Source organism: Acidiphilium sp., assembly GCF_049977125.1.
In the GTDB taxonomy this organism is placed as follows: domain Bacteria; phylum Pseudomonadota; class Alphaproteobacteria; order Acetobacterales; family Acetobacteraceae; genus Acidiphilium.
Map to the genome: position 1 here is coordinate 1 of NZ_JBMFGY010000256.1, position 3066 is coordinate 3066.

3 protein-coding genes are annotated in these 3066 nt (G+C 64.1%); 2 read left to right on the forward strand and 1 reads right to left on the reverse strand.

The features are described from left to right. Window positions 1–195: 195 nt before the first annotated feature. Complete coding sequence (fabI, locus tag ACP5E6_RS17710; RefSeq protein WP_427956484.1) at window positions 196–1032, reverse strand: enoyl-ACP reductase FabI; 837 nt, start codon at window positions 1030–1032, stop codon at window positions 196–198. A 101-nt stretch (window positions 1033–1133) separates the two neighbouring features. On the opposite strand from fabI, the gene pdxH reads away from it, so the two are divergent. Both pdxH and ACP5E6_RS17720 read left to right on the forward strand, forming a co-directional pair. Continuing rightward, entirely contained in the window at window positions 1134–1721 is a 588-nt protein-coding gene (gene pdxH, locus ACP5E6_RS17715) for a pyridoxamine 5'-phosphate oxidase (protein ID WP_427956487.1), read from the forward strand. Then, complete coding sequence (locus ACP5E6_RS17720) at window positions 1718–2998, forward strand: amidohydrolase family protein (protein ID WP_427956490.1); 1281 nt, start codon at window positions 1718–1720, stop codon at window positions 2996–2998. The genes pdxH and ACP5E6_RS17720 overlap by 4 nt, the downstream gene beginning before the upstream one ends. The last annotated feature ends 68 nt before the right edge of the window (window positions 2999–3066 follow it).

The following is a 3066-nucleotide window of genomic DNA, read 5'->3' on the forward strand; positions in this document are numbered from 1 at the left end:
GATGGTGGGATGCGGAAGGGCATCCCACCCTACGAGGTGCGGGTTCCCGGTGGTTGTACCGGCACGGGCCAGAATCAAAAAACGTTTACTCGGGTTTCCGGGCGTTTCACCGGTACGGACCAGATTAAAGAGAGTTTTTTGGTTCTTTTTTGCAAAAAAGAACGCCTTGCTTGCCTTGCCTATATGTGGCGCGGGTTATTCCACGGCGTTGATATCCGGGGCGGAGGGGTTTTTCATGCCGACGATATGGTAGCCGCAATCGACGTGGTGGATTTCGCCGGTGACGCCGCGCGCGAGGTCGGAGAGCAGGTAGAGGCCGGAGGCGCCGACTTCTTCGAGGGCGACGTTGCGTTCCAGCGGGGCGTTATATTGGTTCCATTTCAGGATGTAGTTGAAATCGCCGATGCCGGAGGCGGCGAGGGTTTTGATCGGGCCGGCGGAGATGCCGTTGATCCGGATGCCGCTGGCGCCGAAATCGGCGGCGAGGTAGCGCACCGAGGATTCGAGGGCGGCTTTGGCCACGCCCATGACGTTGTAGTGTGGGGTGACGCGTTCGGCGCCGAGGTAGGTCAGTGTCAGCATGGCGCCGCCGCGCGGCATCAGGGCGCCGGCGCGTTGCGCGGCGGCGGTGAAGGAGTAGCAGGAGATGTCCATCGCTTGCAGGAAGGCCTGGCGTGGCGTGTCGGCGTAGCGGCCGCGCAGGAATTGCTTGTCGGCGAAGCCGATGGCGTGGACCAGGAAATCGATGTCGCCCCAGTGTGACGCCACTGTGTTGAACGCGGCGTCGAGGGCGGCGTCGTCGGTGACGTCGCAGGGGATGATCAGGTCCGAGGCGATGCTTGAAGCGAGGGGGCGGAGCCGTTTTTCCAGGGCCTCGCCCTGATAGGTGAAGGCGACCTCGCCGCCCTGGGCGGCGATTGCCTGGGCGATGGCCCAGGCGATCGAGCGGTTGTTGGCCACCCCCATGATCACGCCGCGCTTGCCCCGCATCAGCGTACCAGCGAGCGGAAGGGTTGCAACGGATTCATGCATAACGGAACTCCAATCTGAACGTCGCCAATACTGTCATACCGGGGTGGTGGCACAAGGCGGCATGACCTATCAAGTGTACGACACTGTTTCGAGGGCAACCAATGATCGATCTTACCGACGACCCTTATGATCTGTTCGGCGCCTGGATGGCAAAGGCCGAGGAGTCTGAACTCAACGATCCGAATGCGATGACACTCGCGACCGCGACGCCGGAGGGGCAGCCTTCGGCGCGAATCGTGCTGCTGAAATCGTGGGACCGGCAGGGTTTTGTGTTTTATACCAATCTGGAGAGCCGCAAATCGGACGAAATCCGGGCTAATCCGCAGGTGGCGCTGCTGTTTCACTGGAAGACCCGCAAGCGGCAGATCCGCATCGAGGGCAGTGCCGCGCAGGTGAGTGACGCGGAGGCCGATGCCTATTTCGCGACGCGGCCGCGCCTGTCGCGAATCGGGGCGTGGGCGTCGGATCAGTCGCGGCCGCTGGCGGATCGGCGGCGTCTTGAGCAGCGGCTTGAGCAATCGATCGCGCTTTATGCCGATGCCGAGGTGCCGCGACCGCCGCACTGGTCGGGCTGGGTGGTGACGCCGCGGGCGATCGAATTCTGGGAGGATCGGGATTTTCGGCTGCATGACCGGGCGGTGTTCACCCGCGCGGGTGAGTTCTGGCAGGCGACGAGATTGTATCCATGACGGTTGACTTGCTGATCCGCGCGGCGACGCTGGCGGATGGGCGGCGCGACATCGACATTGCGATCGATGACGGCGTGATTGTCGCGATCGGGCCGCGTCTCGATATCGAGGCGGCGCGGGTGATCGATGCCGGCGGGGATCTGGTGACGCCGCCGTTGATCGACAGTCATTTGCATCTGGATTCCACGCTCTCGCTCGGCCTGCCACGGCGGAACGAGAGCGGCACGCTGCTCGAGGGTATCGCGCTTTGGGGCGAGCTCAAGCCGCATCTCACGATCGAGGCGATTTACGAGCGGGCGCGGCGTTTGTGCCTGTGGTCGATCGCTCAGGGGATCGGGGCGATTCGCTCGCATGTCGATATTTGTGACGACCGGTTGCTGGCGGTCGAGGCGCTGACGGCGTTGCGGGCCGAGATGGCGCCGTTCATCACGATCCAGCTCGTCGCGTTTCCGCAGGATGGCTACCGGCGCTATGAGCGGGCGGCGGAGAACCTGGCGCGCGCGCTGGCGATGGGGCTCGACGTGGTGGGCGGGATTCCGCATTTCGAGCGCACCATGGACGAGGGCGCCGCGAGTGTACGTGATCTGATGGCCCTTGCGGCGGCGCGGGGGCTGATGGTCGATATGCATTGCGACGAGAGTGATGATCCGCAGTCGCGCCATATCGAGACGCTCGCCGCCGAGACCATTCGTCACGGCATGCAGGGGCGGGTGGCTGGATCGCATCTGACCTCGCTGCATTCGATGGATAATTATTATGCGAGCAAGCTGATACCGCTGATCGCGGAGGCCGGGGTGAGCGCCATCGCCAATCCGCTGATCAACATCACGCTGCAGGGCAGGCACGACACCTATCCGAAGCGGCGGGGGATGACGCGGGTGCCGGAGCTGATGGCGGCGGGGGTGAATGTCGCGTTCGGGCATGATTGCGTGATGGACCCGTGGTATCCGCTCGGCAGCCACGACATGCTGGAGGTGGCCGGGATGGGGCTGCATGTGGCGCAGATGACCGGCGTTGCCGGGATGCGGGCGTGTTTCGATGCGGTGACGGTGAATGCCGCCGCCGCGATGGGGTTGAGCGATTACGGCATCGCGGTGGGCAGGCCAGCGCATCTGGTGGTGTTCGATGCCGGCGATCCGATCGAGGCGATCCGGCTTCGCGCGGCGCGGCGCCTGGTGCTGCGCGCCGGGGCGATTATTGCCGAGGCGCCGGCACAGCGCAGCCTTGTCATGGTGGGCGGCGAGTCCCGCACGGTCGATTTTCGCCAGCCGCATTGATGTCGGGGGCGTGAACGACCACGTAACCGGTCGAGAGTAGAGCGTTATGCTTTCAGCTTAACGCTCTA